The 13,846-nt window shown below is 64.4% G+C and carries 15 protein-coding genes, 1 other RNA gene and 1 riboswitch; of the genes, 6 read left to right on the forward strand and 10 right to left on the reverse strand.

What is annotated here, in order from left to right:
* Positions 1-2: 2 nt before the first annotated feature.
* Together clsB and WNB94_RS14425 are read left to right on the forward strand one after the other, a co-directional pair.
* Positions 3-1,325, forward strand: coding sequence for a cardiolipin synthase ClsB (gene clsB, locus WNB94_RS14420; RefSeq protein WP_341391103.1), 1,323 nt, complete (start codon positions 3-5; stop codon positions 1,323-1,325).
* A 57-nt stretch (positions 1,326-1,382) separates the two neighbouring features.
* Positions 1,383-2,414, forward strand: coding sequence for a ligase-associated DNA damage response exonuclease (locus WNB94_RS14425; protein WP_341391104.1), 1,032 nt, complete (start codon positions 1,383-1,385; stop codon positions 2,412-2,414).
* On the opposite strand, the gene WNB94_RS14430 is transcribed toward WNB94_RS14425, so the two are convergent.
* The 9 genes from WNB94_RS14430 to WNB94_RS14470 are packed head-to-tail and all read right to left on the reverse strand — an operon-like array spanning position 2,360 to position 10,395.
* Positions 2,360-2,923, reverse strand: coding sequence for a histidine phosphatase family protein (locus WNB94_RS14430; RefSeq protein WP_341391105.1), 564 nt, complete (start codon positions 2,921-2,923; stop codon positions 2,360-2,362). The two genes, WNB94_RS14425 and WNB94_RS14430, sit on opposite strands and share 55 nt — an antisense overlap.
* Positions 2,923-3,798, reverse strand: coding sequence for an adenosylcobinamide-GDP ribazoletransferase (locus tag WNB94_RS14435; protein WP_341391106.1), 876 nt, complete (start codon positions 3,796-3,798; stop codon positions 2,923-2,925). Before WNB94_RS14435 ends, WNB94_RS14430 begins: the two co-directional genes overlap by 1 nt.
* A complete protein-coding gene (gene cobT, locus WNB94_RS14440) occupies positions 3,798-4,856 on the reverse strand; it encodes a nicotinate-nucleotide--dimethylbenzimidazole phosphoribosyltransferase (protein ID WP_341391107.1) in 1,059 nt (352 codons plus the stop codon). The genes WNB94_RS14435 and cobT overlap by 1 nt, the downstream gene beginning before the upstream one ends.
* Before the next feature lie 9 nt (positions 4,857-4,865).
* Positions 4,866-5,435, reverse strand: coding sequence for a cob(I)yrinic acid a,c-diamide adenosyltransferase (gene cobO, locus WNB94_RS14445; protein WP_341391108.1), 570 nt, complete (start codon positions 5,433-5,435; stop codon positions 4,866-4,868).
* 2 nt (positions 5,436-5,437) lie between these two features.
* Positions 5,438-5,965: an ATP:cob(I)alamin adenosyltransferase gene (locus WNB94_RS14450; protein ID WP_341391109.1), complete on the reverse strand. Its 528-nt coding sequence runs from the start codon at positions 5,963-5,965 to the stop codon at positions 5,438-5,440.
* Entirely contained in the window at positions 5,962-6,762 is an 801-nt protein-coding gene (locus WNB94_RS14455) for an ABC transporter ATP-binding protein (protein ID WP_341391110.1), read from the reverse strand. The genes WNB94_RS14450 and WNB94_RS14455 overlap by 4 nt, the downstream gene beginning before the upstream one ends.
* On the reverse strand, positions 6,762-7,718 hold the full coding sequence (locus tag WNB94_RS14460) for a FecCD family ABC transporter permease (protein ID WP_341391111.1): 957 nt from the start codon (positions 7,716-7,718) through the stop codon (positions 6,762-6,764). The genes WNB94_RS14455 and WNB94_RS14460 overlap by 1 nt, the downstream gene beginning before the upstream one ends.
* 14 nt (positions 7,719-7,732) lie before the next feature.
* Positions 7,733-8,560, reverse strand: coding sequence for an ABC transporter substrate-binding protein (locus tag WNB94_RS14465; RefSeq protein ID WP_341391112.1), 828 nt, complete (start codon positions 8,558-8,560; stop codon positions 7,733-7,735).
* Entirely contained in the window at positions 8,557-10,395 is a 1,839-nt protein-coding gene (locus WNB94_RS14470; RefSeq protein ID WP_341391113.1) for a TonB-dependent receptor domain-containing protein, read from the reverse strand. Before WNB94_RS14470 ends, WNB94_RS14465 begins: the two co-directional genes overlap by 4 nt.
* Positions 10,396-10,471: 76 nt before the next feature.
* Positions 10,472-10,717, reverse strand: a riboswitch (cobalamin riboswitch).
* A 50-nt stretch (positions 10,718-10,767) separates the two neighbouring features.
* On the opposite strand from WNB94_RS14470, the gene WNB94_RS14475 reads away from it, so the two are divergent.
* The 3 genes from WNB94_RS14475 (at position 10,768) to ssrS (ending at position 11,600) form a co-directional block, all read left to right on the forward strand.
* Complete coding sequence (locus WNB94_RS14475; RefSeq protein WP_445819079.1) at positions 10,768-11,025, forward strand: cell division protein ZapB; 258 nt, start codon at positions 10,768-10,770, stop codon at positions 11,023-11,025.
* Positions 11,022-11,342 carry a cell division protein ZapA gene (locus WNB94_RS14480; protein WP_341391114.1) on the forward strand — a complete coding sequence of 107 codons (321 nt, stop codon included), beginning with the start codon at positions 11,022-11,024 and terminating at the stop codon, positions 11,340-11,342. Before WNB94_RS14475 ends, WNB94_RS14480 begins: the two co-directional genes overlap by 4 nt.
* Positions 11,343-11,421: 79 nt before the next feature.
* Positions 11,422-11,600, forward strand: a non-coding RNA gene (gene ssrS / locus WNB94_RS17210) — 6S RNA.
* 68 nt (positions 11,601-11,668) lie between these two features.
* On the opposite strand, the gene WNB94_RS14485 is transcribed toward ssrS, so the two are convergent.
* The gene (locus WNB94_RS14485; RefSeq protein WP_341391115.1) at positions 11,669-12,652 is read right to left on the reverse strand and encodes a GGDEF domain-containing protein; all 984 of its coding nucleotides are present in this window, start codon (positions 12,650-12,652) and stop codon (positions 11,669-11,671) included.
* Between the two features lie 178 nt (positions 12,653-12,830).
* Between WNB94_RS14485 and WNB94_RS14490 the strand changes: the two genes are divergently transcribed.
* Complete coding sequence (locus tag WNB94_RS14490; protein ID WP_341391116.1) at positions 12,831-13,715, forward strand: NAD(P)-dependent oxidoreductase; 885 nt, start codon at positions 12,831-12,833, stop codon at positions 13,713-13,715.
* Positions 13,716-13,846 lie beyond the last annotated feature (131 nt).

A 13,846-nucleotide genomic window follows, 5' to 3' on the forward strand; every position in this document is an offset into this window, starting at 1 on the left:
AGGTGCAAGAACCCACCACGCAAGACGGCCCTGACAGCGAAGGCGTCAGTCAACTGGCCTGGTATGCGCAGCGCAAGCCGGTCTACACCGGCGGCAACCATGTCAGTCTGCACAAGGGCGGCGATGAGCTGTTTCCGGCGCTGCGCGATGCGATCGACCAGGCCAGGGGCGTGGTCTGGATGGCCTTCTACATGATCAACCCCCACGGGCAATCCGGCATGGTGCTGCAGGCCCTGATGCGCGCAGCGCGTCGGGGGGTGGCGGTGCACCTGGTGGTCGATGGACTGGGCTCCAGGGATGCCCCCGCCACCGTGTGGCAAGACCTGCGCGCCGCCCGGGTACAGCTGGAGGTGTATCGCCCGGTCCATCGCTTGTGGGGCCTTCTGGACGCCAGCCAGTGGCGGCGCATGCACGTGAAGCTGTGCGCCATCGATCATGCCGTGGCCTTCATCGGCGGCATCAACCTGATCGACGACCGTTTTGACCTGGGGCATGGCTGGAGCGCCCTGCCCAGGCTGGACTACGCGGTGTCGGTGCGCGGGCCGGCCGTCACACCGGTGATCCACACGGTGCGCGCCATGTGGACCCGCGCCCGGGTGGGCAGAGACTGGCGCGACGATCTGGTTCAGTGGAGTCGTGACCCGAACAAGCTGCGATCGCTGCGAACCTTGTGGCAGCAGGCCCGCCTGAAACTGACGCCCAGAGAGCAAGGTCGGCTGCAAGCCGGTCAAAGCTCCCAGCAACCCATGCGCGCCGCTTTCGTGTTGCGCGACAACTTGCGACAGCGGCGCACCATCGAGCGCACGGCACTGTCGTCCATCCAGCAGGCTCGTCACCGCATCGACATCGTGACGCCCTACTTCTACCCGCGACGCCGCATACGCCTGGCCCTGAGGCAAGCTGCGGCACGTGGTGTGCAGGTGCGCCTGCTGTTGCAAGGCAAACCTGACTACCGCATCGCCGCCATGGCTGCGCGGGTCTTGTACGCCGAGCTCCAGCGCGATGGCGTGCGCATCCACGAATACCAGTCGGCCTTCCTGCATGCCAAGGTGCTGGTCGTGGACGACGACTGGGCCAGCGTGGGGTCATCCAATCTGGACCCTCTGTCCTTGGTGCTCAACCTGGAGGCCAATCTGGTGGTGAGGGACCGCGGCTTCGTGCAACTGCTCACCCAGCGCCTGGAGCAGGATTTTGCGCACAGCCATGAGATCCAGCCCCATGACCCCACGCAGCCCTCGCGATGGCGTCGCCGGATCGGACGGGCCATGGTGTCATGGCTGGCCAAAACTTACCTGCGACTGGCGGGGGCCACCGGTCGCTACTGACACGATGGCTCGCGCCTTTGCCCCCGTCTTGCCCCCGTCTTGTCCCCGTCTTGCACCATGCCGCGCAACGATGACCTCGTGATACGCCGACCACAGGGGCTGTACTGCCCCCCCGGCGACTTCTACATCGACCCCTGGCGCCCCGTCGAGCGTGCTGTGATCACTCATGCCCACGCAGACCACGCCCGCACGGGGCACGCGCACTACCTGTGCAGCGCTCCGGGCATGGGGGTGCTGCGGGCGCGCTTGGGGCCCATCTCCCTGCAAGGACTGCCCTATGGGCATCGGCTGCGCCTGGGCGAGGTGATGGTGTCCATGCACCCGGCAGGTCATGTGCTGGGCTCGGCGCAGGTGCGTCTGGAGCATCGAGAGCGTGTCTGGGTGGTGTCTGGCGATTACAAGACCGAGCCAGATCCGACCTGCACCCCATTCGAGCCAGTGCGCTGCGACGTGTTCATCACCGAATGCACCTTCGGGCTGCCCATCTACCGCTGGCGTCCGGCACAAGAGGTCATGGCAGAGGTCAACAGCTGGTGGCAGACCAATGCGGCGGCTGGGCGACCATCGCTGTTGCTGGGCTACAGCTTTGGCAAGGCCCAGCGTCTGCTGGCAGGTGTGGATGCGGGCATCGGTCCCATCGTTGTGCACCACGCCGTCGAGCCCCTGAATGAAGCCTATCGGGCCGAAGGCGTGGCGCTGCCAGACACCCTGCGCTTTGGCGACGTCAAAGACAAATCGCTTTGGCAGGGAGCGCTGGTGGTGGCCCCGCCCAGCGCGACACGTGGGCCAATGTCGCGCGCCCTGCAGCATGCCAGCGATGGCCTGGCCAGCGGCTGGATGCAGTTGCGCGGCGCGCGGCGGCGCGCCAGCGTAGACCGCGGCTTTGTGCTGTCGGACCACGCCGACTGGCCCGGGTTGATTCAAGCCATCGCGGCCACCGGCGCTCAGCGCGTCATCGTCACCCATGGTCACGAGGGCGTGCTGGTGCGCTGGCTGCAACAACAGGGCCTGGAAGCCGAGGCGATGCAGACGGACTATGGAGACGAGCTTGCCAACGATGCCGGGCCGGTGACGCACACGGCGCCATAGCCCGGCGACATGGGCCACTCAGCGGCAGCGGGCCAGCGCCCCCCGCCGTGCTGTTCGATCCAGCACCGCGCCACGATCCAGCCTGCGTGCCCCACCACCGAAACACCAGCCTGCGGCGCCGCCCAGGCAGCGGCTCGTTGCATCAAGTGGGCCAGGGGTTCTCCACCACCCGGTGCGTGATGGGCGAAGTCGGCCACCCAGGCATCAAGCTCGGTCTTGGGAATGGTGGCCCACCGATGGCCGTCCCAATCACCAAAATCCATTTCACGCAGCGCATCGTCCACCAGGTGCACCCAACCCAGGCGACGCAACCAGCGCCCCACGGCCATGGCCCGGCGCTGAGGCGACGTCACCACCACCGTCGGCAGACCTCGTCGTTGGGCGTGGGCTTGTATGCGCCGGGCCAGGCGGCGCGCCTTGCGAGGGTCCACCGGCACGTCCGTGCGGCCGATGCAACGGCCCTCATGCCCGGTGGGCCTGGGATGGCGCCACAGCCAGACGTTCGTCATCACAGGTACACCGGGTGCACCACCGCCAGCCACGCCAGCAGCGAAGCCACCTCGCTCAACTGCTGGCTGGCGCCCAAGGTGTCTCCCGTGAACCCGCCCAGCCGCCGCTTCAACCAGCCCGCAGTCCACAGCCCGACCAGCACCACCCCCAGCACCGACGCCCCCATGGCCTTGGCCAAGGTGCCGAGCGGCCAATCGCCCAGCCAGAACCACGCCACCACCCCCGCGGCCACCACGGTCAGGCTGAGCACGGCCGCCCACACCTGAGGCCGCGCCACCGACAGCGCCAAGGGCTTGGCCTTGGCATGCTCGGCGTCGCCCGCATAGGGCAGCACCCGCGTCAGCACGACCGGCAACAACCTCGAGATGGCGTGGGCCCACACCAGCCCCACCCCTGCCCACATCAGCAAGACGCGCTGCACATGGCTGGCCGTGGCGCTGTCCAGGCCACTCATCCGCTGCGTCAGCAAGGACGTCAGCACCGCCGCCTTCAAACCCAGCAAGAGCACCAAACCCAAGGCGCCGTAGGTGCCCAGCCGCGAGTCCTTCATGATGAGCAAGGCTTTGTCGCGCGTCACCGCGCCCCCCAGACCGTCGCACGTGTCCGCCCAGCCGTCTTCATGAAAGCCTCCGGTCAGCCAGACCGTGGCCGCGATGCTCAAGATCACGGCCACCACGGGCGGCCACCACCAGGATGCGAGCACCAGCACCAGGGTGCCCCACAGCCCCACCAGCGCCCCCACCAGCGGAAAGTGCCGCATGCTCGCAGGCATCCAGGCCTCGCGCCACCCCACCCAGGCCGGCACCGACACGCGGGTCAAAAACTGCACGGCCACCAGAAACAAACGGATCTCGTGAACCAGCGCCTTGAACATCAGGCCCTCGCGTGGGCGGTGCTGACACCCGCCCCGTCAAAGCTGGCCATCTCGCACAGCAAGCGGCTGGCCGAGACCAACAGAGGCCACACCACCACCGCGCCCGAGCCCTCGCCCAGCCGCAAGTCCAAACGCACCAAAGGCTGCACACCCAGGTGCGACAACATCGCGGCGTGCCCGCGCTCATCGGACTGATGGGCGAACACACAACGCTGCAACACACGCGGCTGCAAGGCCTGCGCCACCAGCACCACGCTGGTGGCGATGAACCCATCCACCACGATCACGCGGTTCTGGGCTGCCGCAGCCAGGATGGCCCCACACATCATGGCCATCTCGAAACCACCGAACGCTTGCAACACGTCCAGAGGGGCCAAGGCCCCAGGGTTGGCTTCCAGCGCGCGGGCCAACACCTGGCGCTTGTGCTGTAAGGCCTGGTCGTCAAGCCCGGTGCCCCGCCCCAGGCATTCATCCAGCGGCAGGCCCGTGAGCCGCGACATCAACAAGGTCGCACTGGAGGTGTTGCCGATGCCCATTTCGCCAAACAGCACGGCATTGCCCGGCAGTTGTCGCACCAGCTCGGCCCCGTGCCCCAGGGCCTGCGCACACTGGTCTGCCGTCATCGCGGGCCCCTGGGTGCAATCGGCCGTGCCCAACGCCACCGTGCGCACCTGCAGGTGCGGGTGCGCAGCCGGCTGCGGCACGGCAACACCCGCATCCACCACGGTCATCGCCAGACCATGCTGACGCGCCAGCACATTCACCGCAGCGCCCCCCGCCAGAAAATTGGCCACCATCTGCGTCGTCACCTCTTGCGGATAGGCCGACACGCCCTGTTTGGCCAGACCGTGGTCGCCGGCAAAGATCACCACCTGCGGCTCGCACAGCCATGGTTGCTCCGTGCCCAGGATCAGCCCCAACTGCACGGCCAGCGCCTCCAGCCGGCCAAGCGCCCCCAGGGGCTTGGTCTTGCCATCGATCAGGCGCTGCAAGCGTGCTGCCAACAAGGCATCCGCCCGGTCATCGACCGATTCCAGCAAGCGCTGCAACGTGGTCATGGAGGTCACTCAGTCCTCGATGCCGCGCTGCGCCGGGATGCCCGCCTCATACGCGTGCTTGATCTTGCGCACCTCGCTGACCGTGTCCGCGATCTCCATCACCTCCGGCGGGCAATCGCGCCCGGTGATGACCACGTGCACGTCACGAGGCCGGTGGCGCAAGGCCTCCACCACCTCCTGCAATTCGATCCACCCGTAAATCAATGGGTAGGTCATCTCGTCGAGCACCACCAGAAAGGTCTCTCCGGCCTCGATCACCGCACGGGCCCGGGCCCAGCCTTCGCGCGCCAGTTGCGCCGAATGCTCCAGGTCCTTGCTCTTCCAGCTGAAGCCATCGCCCAAACCTTCGATGGGCACCCCCAAGGCTTCAAACGCACGGTGTTCACCAAACCGGGCGCTGGGCACCTTCATGAACTGAAAGATGCGCACCGGCTTGCCTCGGCCATGCGCACGCATCGCCAGGCCGAACGCCGCCGTGCTCTTGCCCTTGCCATCGCCGGTGTTGACGATGAGCAGGCCGCGGCGCTCTGCCTTTTCGCGTTGTTGGGGGGCTTCGGTGGGTGGGGCTTGAATGTCCATGTTCAACCATAACTGCGGCTGTGGAATGGCACTTCGGCCACACCTCGCCGTTCATTGATCGTGAGGGTCAACACAAAGAAGTAGTTGCACATCATGTTGCAAAACCGGGGCAAAAGGGGGTCTACGGTCTTTCCCTCCTGCTCCACGCGCACCATCCAGCGAATGGCCTTCTTGGCCGCCGAGCGCGCCAGATGCAGTTGCGGCACGGGCGCGCGACCACGCGGCAGCACAAATCCCAAAGGGGGTTGACGCAAGCGCGCACGATGGTGAGTTAAGCGGTCCTGCAGCCACTGAAGATCTGCCTCCGACAGGGCCATGCGCCCTCGGATTGACCCATTGACATGGAACACCAGCGGCTGCAAGTCGGCCAGGTCTGCGCGGAGATCGGCCCACGTGTCATCGTCCAGCTCGCTCAGGATGGCGCCCACCAGACCGCACAGCTCATCCGTGACCACCTCGAAGTCGCACAGCGCCGAGGTCTCGTGGATGAAGGGATAACACAGCTCATCCAGGTTCTTGCTGGCTTTCATCGCAGGTCTCCAGCCTCACACGGCAACACCACCGGAGGCGCCGCTTGCAGGTCCACATGCACATCCACCCCATACACCGCCCTGAGCAGATCTGGACGCAGAACTTCAGCCACCGGCCCATCCATCACCACACGTCCAGCCTCCAGCAACACCAAACGCTGGCAGTAGCGGGCGGCCAGGCCCAGGTCGTGCAAGGCCACCACCACGGCACCGCCCGCCTGCGCTTGCGTCCGAAGCAGTGCCATCACTTGCAGCTGATGCGCCATATCAAGATGAGAGGTGGGCTCGTCCACCAGCAACACCTCCGGCTGCCCCGCCAGCAACCGGGCCAGGCACACCCGGGCCCACTCCCCGCCCGACAGACTCCGCACACCACGGTCTTGCAAGTGCCATACATCGGCCTGCCGCATGGCGTCATCCACCGGCGCATGCGCTTGTCTTTCATCCCCCCAAGGTAAACGGCCCAAGTTAACCACGTCACGCACACACAAATCCCACGCCGAGACCGTCTGTTGGGGCAAATAACCCAAGGCACGTGCGCGCTGCAAGGCAGAACAATCCGACAGGGCCCGACCACGCCAAAACACTCGATCGGGAGCTGCACGACGCCCCCCCCAGATGCCCAGCCCCGCCCTTGACGCCGGCAAGACACCCGACAGCCGAGTCAGCAAGGTGGACTTGCCCGCACCATTGGGCCCCAGCACCCCCACCATCTCGCCAACGCGCACCACCAGATCCACCCCGTGCAAGCGCCCAGGAACCTGCAACTGCTCGGCCCTCAACAAGACGTCGGCCATCACCACCTCACCCGCTCGCGCCAGACCAGCCAAATGAAAACGGGGGCCCCGAGCAAAGATGTCAGCACACCCAACTTCAACTCCTGCAAACCCGGCAGGGACCGAACCACCATGTCCGCCACGCACACCAGCCCCGCCCCCAGCGCGGCGGATGACCACAACAGGCGATCAGGGCGGTGCCCCACCCAGGGCCGTACCACATGCGGCACGATCAGGCCCACAAAGCCCACGCTGCCGGCCACCGCCACCGAGGCTCCCACCAGAATCGCTGCCCCAACCACCACCAGGCGAGATCCCCAGCGCACGTTCACGCCCAGAGTGCCCGCCACGACGTCGCCCAAGCTCAAGGCTGCCAACAAACGCCTCTGCGACCACAACAGCCCCATGCCCAGCAGCAAAGCTGCCGCCAGCCAGCCTACCTCCGTCATGCCACGATCGGCCACCGAGCCCATCAGCCAATACACCAGTTCCTGCATGGCAAAAGGGTTGGGAGCGTAATTCAAGACCAGGGCCAACAACGCCCCACTCACCGTGGACACCGCCAAGCCTGCCATGATCACCATGCTGGCCCGCGCTGAACCAGCCAGCACCAACATGAACAACAAGGTCAACGCAGCCCCCAGCATGGCGGCCATGGGCACCGCCAACGGTCCCGCCCAAGCCCACCACCCATGGTAGAAAACCGCCGCAGCCCCCAAGGCAGCCCCCTGACTGGCGCCGGTCAATCCTGGCTCCGCCAAAGGGTTGCGAAGCAAACCTTGCAAGGCTGCGCCTGCCGCACCCAAGGCGGCGCCCACGCCCAACGCCAGCAGCGTGCGCGGCAAACGCACCTCGCCCACGATCAAGGCCTCGGCCACCAGGTCGCCGCGCCACCACGCACACAAGCCATCCAGCACGGCCACCGGCTCTGACCCCACGTGCAGGGACACGCTGGCCACAACCAAGAGCATGGCCATGCCAGCCAAGAACTTCAGCGCAGTTGTTGACGCCATGCTGACAATTGCTCCACCAGATCCCAGGTCCACGGCCCCGGGCATTGCCAAGGCCAGTAATCCGAACTCAACCACCGTTGCGACGGTATCACTTGCCTCAGCACCGGGTGCTCACCGAACCGATTGGCCTGTGCCGCGTGACGCGGCGCTGCCCACAGCACGGCATCTGGAGGTCGCCGCACCAACTGCTCCATGTCCAAAGCCACATGCCCTCTTCTGTTGACTGCATTGGCCCAGCCAGCTTGCGTGATGACGTCATCTTCCAGCGTGCCACGGCCAGTGCCAATGGCATTGGCCCCCAACAACAAGAGGCGAGGATGGTCGCCCAGCGTTACCGGTCTTGGAATCGCCTTTGGTGGACGCGGCGCCTGCCCTACAGCGGCGAGCAGGGCGTTTTCGTAAGAAGACACTTCGCCCAGCCTTTGGGGCAGTGGCAAGACCACCACCCGCACCCCCAGCGCAGCCAGGCGTCGGCGCAAGGTCAGCGCGTTGTATTGCCCGGTGATCACCAGATCTGGCTTGCGGGCCAGCACCTGCTCCAGGCTACCGTCGTGGTGGGGCCAATCCGAACCGACCCAGGCCACCGGATACCGCCGATGCAACGGAGACAAAGCCGCCACCTGCACCCTCGGCAGGTGGCGAGCCAGCATCCAGTCGGTACACAAGTCCAACGAGATCACCCGTCGTGGCGCCTCGGCACAGGCAGACGTCAGCGCGCAACTCAGCACCAGCCCCAACACCTGGGCCACCACCCGGGGACGCCTTGCGGCTGCGCCAGCGTGCATCATCTCAACCAATGCCTTCAAGGCATGGTGTACCTGAGACCCACCAGGGCGCTCAAGCCCATGGTGCGATACCCGCGAGACAGCTCATACGTGCGGTCGCCCAGATTGTCAGCCTTTGCAAAGACGGACCAGCCGGGCGTGGCCAGTCGCTTGCTCACGTAGGCATTCAGCAGGCCATATCCGCCCATGCGTTCTCCGCCAAAGTCCTGCCGAGCACCTTGCCCGTGCAACTCCAGGCGCCAGTCCCAGCCGCCCCAGCGACGAGCCGCCGAGACGGTCCCGGAGTGCCCGGCTCGCTTCAGCAACATTTGCCCTGTGGCCTCGTCCACGGCGCTCAGTTGATCCACTTGCGCGGCCAGATCCACGCCCGCGACAACCGTCTTGTACGTCAGCGTCCAACCTTCCAGGCGTGCCTGCCCGACGTTCGAAGGCGTGTTGCCCCACACGATGAGGTCGCGGACTTGATTGAGGTACCAGCGTAATGACAGCTGATGCTGCCCACGCTCATAGTGCAACGCTGCTTCTCGGTTGCGCGCGCGTTCTGGTCGCAAATCGGGATTACCACCAAAGCAGCCATACCCCGGATAACACTCCTGCGGAAAGTACAGATCGCTGAAAGCGGGAGCCTTGAACGCCGTACCGTAGGACAGGCTGCCGCGCCAGTTCGTGTTCCAACGGTAACCATACGCCATCGATCCCGTTTGCTGCCCCCCGTACTGGCTGTTGCGCTCTCGGCGGGCGCTCACCTGAATCGAATGAGAACCAGGGCTCCACTGCCACGCGGCAAAGGTGGCGACGTTGTCACGCCCAGTCTGGTCATAACTGGACGTCGCGACCAACCGCTGCTCCAGGCGCTCAAAACCCAACGTCCAGTTGCCCATGGACGTGGTCATATCGTGCTGCCAGGAAAGCTGACGCTGCGTTGAGCGCGCCCGCGACATGGCTGCGCCCATGCTGCGCTCTTGCGCGTCGTCCACGCCCTGGCCCATGTGGAGCACAGCGCGCCACTGAGGAGTCCATTGCGCAGACCACGTGGCCGACAGGTTGGACGTGTTGGTGCGGCTGGTCGCATCAGGCGCCGCGTAGCCGTCATAACCACTCTCTCCGCGACCGAACAGATAGTTCAGCGCCAACCCATGTTGGGCCGATAACTGGTATCCCACATGAGCATTGACAGCCCCCTGCTCGAAGCCATCCAGATCATCACCATCGTCCACGCCTCGCGTCGCATCAATACCATGCGTTCGCTCGTAAGAAGATGTCAACGCATAACGAAAGCGATCATTCACACCACTCGATGACACATGGCCGCGCAACGTACCTTGCGTCCCAGCAGCCAACTCTGCCTCGAATGCAGACCGATCGCCAGCCTGCCGAGTAAACACCTGCACAACCCCGCCGATCGCATCGCTGCCATACAGCGACGACAGCGGGCCACGCACCACCTCCACTCGATCGATCTGCCCCAAGGGCAGCCTGGACCAGTTCGGTGTCCCGGCAGACACAGAGCCCACGCGAACACCATCCACCAACAGCAAAACATGGCTTGAGTTGGTGCCGCGCACAAATACGCTTGAGGTGGCACCTGGTCCACCAAACGACGAATACGACATCCCCGACTGACGGGCCAGCAATTCTTCCAGCGTCGAAGCGCCGGAGCGCTCGATGTCATCCCTGGAAATCACGGTCACATCCGCCAGGGAAGCTGACAAACGCTCGGGCTGTCGGATGGCTGTGACAACCACCGGATCCACCGACGGCGTCGCCCACACGGCTGGCACCCATGCACCGCTCACGACCGAGCACACGGCCAAACCCACCCCAGACGCCTTGCGCGTCGAGTTTTTGAACAACATGATGAGAAAACACAGACAAGAGTCCCAACCAGCGTCCCCGCAGGTCACGGACGAAAAGTCCCGCCTCAGCGCACTGAGGCGAAACCACCTGTCGGCCGGTATCCGGGCTGGGCGGTGCAACCTGCGAAACCTTCCCAGGCCGCAAGGGCCCAGTGGCTGAAGAACGCAAGCGGACCACACTCTCATGGAGCGTGGTCGACCGCCGACCGTTGCGGGGGCAGCGCAAGTCAGGCGGGCGTCGGTGACGCCGTGACCCTCTTGCTTCCCGTTTAACTGCACCAAACGAATGTTCGGCACGAGCACCAACGCTCCGGATTGTAAGCGTCCTACAATCAGCGACAGGCCCACTTCTTGCCCATTCGCGTGGCCAGCATGTCCAGAATCGAACAACTCACCGACCGCGTTGAACGACTGTTGGTTCGTCACGAAGAACTTCAACGCGTCAATCAACTGCTCAGCGAACAGGTCAACACACTCACCCAAGAACGAGACTCGCTGCGAGCCCGTCTTGCCGCTGCCCGTGCACGCATCGACGCACTGATTGACAAACTCCCGGCCTTGCGCGAAGAGGGAGGGCCTCTTGGCCCGGCGAGCTCTTCCCAGGACAACGATGACCAACCATCCGCATGAAACAAATTGAAGTGTCGATCATGGGGCAGAGCTACCTCCTGGGATGCCCAGAAGGCGGAGAGGCCCGTTTGAGAGAAGCCGTGGCGCAAGTCGACCGCGAAATGTGCGCGATCCGCGATGCCGGCAAACTCAAGGCACGTGAGCGCATCGCCGTCCTGGCGGCACTGAACCTGGCTTACGGACAGCAGAACGAGCGCCCAAGCCATGGACCAGCGACCGAGCGCGCCATCCCCACCGAGTCGACAGACCCTCAGCATCTGGAAGCCCTGATCGCTCGACTGGACCAGGCACTGGCCAAAGATGGCCAACTGCTGTGAGCAGATGCCTCACGCCCGAAATAGCCCGCTTTCCGTCACCAGTTTCTGACCACAGCACAAACACCCGAACTACAATGGCCTGTCCGTTGCGTTCGCGGTTGTTTTTATTTCCTTGAACCGATGCTCATTGAGCCAGGGCTTGGAACATCGTGAAGCTGGTGTGATCGTCTCGCGTCAGATGAACCCGAAGTCTCACTGACCTCGCCCACCTGAATCCCCTGGGTTCAGGAATGCGGCAACCGGTCTGCAACGGACCCTTACACAGAAAAACAGCCTCCATCAGGAGGCTGTTTTTTCTTGTCTGCCCATCCAGTGTGGATGGGCATTCAACCCGCCGGTGCGAACTGTATGCTGGCCAGCACGATCCGGTTGCCGCCCTTGTCCTTCGCCGCGGCAAGCGCGCGGTCTGCGCTGCGCATCAACTCCTCCACAATGCCTGCCGTGTGCGGGAAACTGGCCACACCCATGCTCACCGAGAAGGGGATCTGCTGACCATTGAAGGGCACCACATGCTGCGCGCACTGCCGCCGCAATTGCTCCATCCGTGAATGCGCTGTCGCCAGGCCCACGCCCGACAAGAGCACCACGAAGCGGTCCCCGCCCAGGCGACATGGCGAGTCCATCGCACGGGTGTTCGCCCTCAACAAGCGCCCCAGAGCCTCCACCACGCGCTCACAGCCTTCAGCACCGTGGTGTTTCAATATCTCGTCCATGGCATCCACCGCCACAGACACCAGCGCAAACTCACGCTGCTCACGGCTGGACAGATCAGCCTCTCGCCGGAGTTGTTCCTCAAAGTGGGCGCGCTGATACAAGCCAGACACGGCATCACGAACCTGATTGCCTTCCAGCTCGCGCCGCAAGGCGGCATTGGCCTGCTGTTGCTGCTCAAGTTGCTGCAATGCTGCCTGTAGCTGGCCTTCTCGGCGACGATCATCGCCCACGTCCTGCCACACCGTCAGCAAGGCCGGCCCTTGTGACAGCATCAGCGCCCGTCGCCATGCGACGCACTCCCGGCGGCCTGTCGCGAACTCCAGCTTGTGCTCAGCCCTCACGCCATGTCCAGCCGCCAGCGCCTGCTGATCGGCAGCCCTCAGCACAGCGGCTTGAGCGCCGTCCATGAGGTCAGGATCCACCGCCCCCACGGGCTCTCGCCCCAGCCAGTCCCTGGCAGTCTGGTTGCACGCAAGGTACTGACTTCCCTCGGCGTGTTTGAGCGTGGCGGCCAGTCCGAGCTGGTCCAGCGCCTCGAACAAGGCGTCAGACACAGCATCCAGTTGCGGCGCATCGGTCAATTGAGAGTTGGCCATGTCACTGTTCGTTTGTTATTCCCAACCATCGGGCGTCGATCAGTGCCGCGCCCCCATCCCGTTTTGGGCATGTTCGCTGAAAATAACAGCCTTGCCTGTCCTTCAAACAAGGGAGGAGAGGTGACTTTACGTGACAACTGCGCCATTTGACACATCCTGAGCTTCCGGACATCACCTCATGACGACAATCTGTTTACTTGGCTGTGGCCTCATGGGGACACCCATGGCCAAACGACTGCTCCTCGCTGGCCATGAGTTGACCGTCTGGAACAGAACGCGCGCCAAGGCGCAGGCGCTGTCCCCACACGGCGCCCGTGTTGCAGCCACGCCGGCAGAAGCGGTGCACGACGCCAACATCATCATCACGATGCTCGAACACGGCGGCATCGTCGAAGAGGTGGTTTTCGGCACCCATGGGGCGCTGGGTGGCATGAAGCAGGGCAGCCTGCTCATCGACATGAGCTCGGTGCTGCCAGAACAGGCCCAAGCACACGGCGCACAGCTGGCCACGCATGGCATGGCTTACCTCGACGCCCCGGTGTCTGGCGGCACCTTGGGCGCCGAAGCCGGGACATTGGCCATCATGGTTGGCGGCGAGGATGACACGTTCGAGCTGGCGCGACCTGTGCTGTCCTGTTTGGGCCGCCCAACGCATGTAGGACCCATCGGCGCAGGTCAGACGAGCAAGCTGGCCAACCAGATGATCGTTGGCATCACCATTGGGGCGGTCGCTGAAGCGCTGCTGATGGCCGAACGTGGCGGAGCGCGACCAGACAAAGTGCGCGAAGCACTGAGAGGAGGCTTCGCCGAGAGCCGTATTCTCGACGTGCATGGCCAACGAATGATCGATCAAGACTTCAGCAAACGTGGATCGCTGGGCATACAACTCAAAGACCTGAACAACGCCTTGACCACCGCCAAGCAACTGGGTTTCAAGGCCCCCATCACTGGTGCGCTTCAAGGGTTGTATGCCCAAGCCGCCGACCAGGGATGGTCAGAGCTGGATCAATCAGCGCTTTACTTGTTGCTGCAAGCGCAGCAACACGACTCAGACGGCCCGTGAAGAACTTGGGCCGAGCAAAGCAAAAGGCCCCCACCGTGAGGTGAGGGCCTTTTGGGGGTAATTAGCCTGACGATGACCTACTTTCACACGGGAATCCGCACTATCATCGGCGCTGAGTCGTTTCACTGTCC

It is taken from the genome of Aquabacterium sp. A3 (genome assembly GCF_038069945.1).
Classification (GTDB): Bacteria; Pseudomonadota; Gammaproteobacteria; order Burkholderiales; family Burkholderiaceae_C; genus Aquabacterium.

What these genes read in the sequence shown, in the direction of transcription:
- WNB94_RS14425 (WP_341391104.1), top strand. Translation starts at nt 1,383, where the DNA reads ATGCCGCGCAACGATGACCTCGTGATACGCCGACCACAGGGGCTGTAC.
- WNB94_RS14430 (WP_341391105.1), bottom strand. Translation starts at nt 2,923, where the DNA reads ATGACGAACGTCTGGCTGTGGCGCCATCCCAGGCCCACCGGGCATGAG.
- WNB94_RS14435 (WP_341391106.1), bottom strand. Translation starts at nt 3,798, where the DNA reads ATGTTCAAGGCGCTGGTTCACGAGATCCGTTTGTTTCTGGTGGCCGTG.
- cobT (WP_341391107.1), bottom strand. Translation starts at nt 4,856, where the DNA reads ATGACCACGTTGCAGCGCTTGCTGGAATCGGTCGATGACCGGGCGGAT.
- cobO (WP_341391108.1), bottom strand. Translation starts at nt 5,435, where the DNA reads ATGGACATTCAAGCCCCACCCACCGAAGCCCCCCAACAACGCGAAAAG.
- WNB94_RS14450 (WP_341391109.1), bottom strand. Translation starts at nt 5,965, where the DNA reads ATGAAAGCCAGCAAGAACCTGGATGAGCTGTGTTATCCCTTCATCCAC.
- WNB94_RS14455 (WP_341391110.1), bottom strand. Translation starts at nt 6,762, where the DNA reads ATGGCCGACGTCTTGTTGAGGGCCGAGCAGTTGCAGGTTCCTGGGCGC.
- WNB94_RS14460 (WP_341391111.1), bottom strand. Translation starts at nt 7,718, where the DNA reads ATGGCCATGCTCTTGGTTGTGGCCAGCGTGTCCCTGCACGTGGGGTCA.
- WNB94_RS14470 (WP_341391113.1), bottom strand. Translation starts at nt 10,395, where the DNA reads ATGTTGTTCAAAAACTCGACGCGCAAGGCGTCTGGGGTGGGTTTGGCC.
- WNB94_RS14475 (WP_445819079.1), top strand. Translation starts at nt 10,768, where the DNA reads ATGTCCAGAATCGAACAACTCACCGACCGCGTTGAACGACTGTTGGTT.
- WNB94_RS14480 (WP_341391114.1), top strand. Translation starts at nt 11,022, where the DNA reads ATGAAACAAATTGAAGTGTCGATCATGGGGCAGAGCTACCTCCTGGGA.
- WNB94_RS14485 (WP_341391115.1), bottom strand. Translation starts at nt 12,652, where the DNA reads ATGGCCAACTCTCAATTGACCGATGCGCCGCAACTGGATGCTGTGTCT.
- WNB94_RS14490 (WP_341391116.1), top strand. Translation starts at nt 12,831, where the DNA reads ATGACGACAATCTGTTTACTTGGCTGTGGCCTCATGGGGACACCCATG.